The following is a 241-nucleotide window of genomic DNA, read 5'->3' on the forward strand; positions in this document are numbered from 1 at the left end:
GAGCGCGACTTCGATCTGGTCGGCGCCGTCCACGACGTGCTGGTTCGTTAGAATGTAACCTTCATGGCTCACGATGACGCCGGAGCCGAGGTTGGCGGCCGGTTCGTCCTGCTGCTTGCGTGCGTTGCGGTCGCCGAAGAAATAGCGGAACAGCGGATCCTTCGCCCGCGGATCGGGCGGCAGCGAGCCGTCCTTGCTGGAGAATACGTTGACGACGGCGGGCATCGCCTTTTGCGCGGCT

1 protein-coding gene is annotated in these 241 nt (G+C 64.3%); it reads right to left on the bottom strand.

Features of this window, described 5'->3' with window-relative positions:
* A partial coding sequence (locus tag SB816_RS34520; RefSeq protein WP_410548561.1) for a trypsin-like peptidase domain-containing protein occupies window positions 1-241 on the bottom strand: 241 nt, incomplete at both ends.

Source organism: Achromobacter sp. SIMBA_011, from assembly GCF_046535435.1.
In the GTDB taxonomy this organism is placed as follows: domain Bacteria; phylum Pseudomonadota; class Gammaproteobacteria; order Burkholderiales; family Burkholderiaceae_B; genus Achromobacter; species Achromobacter dolens.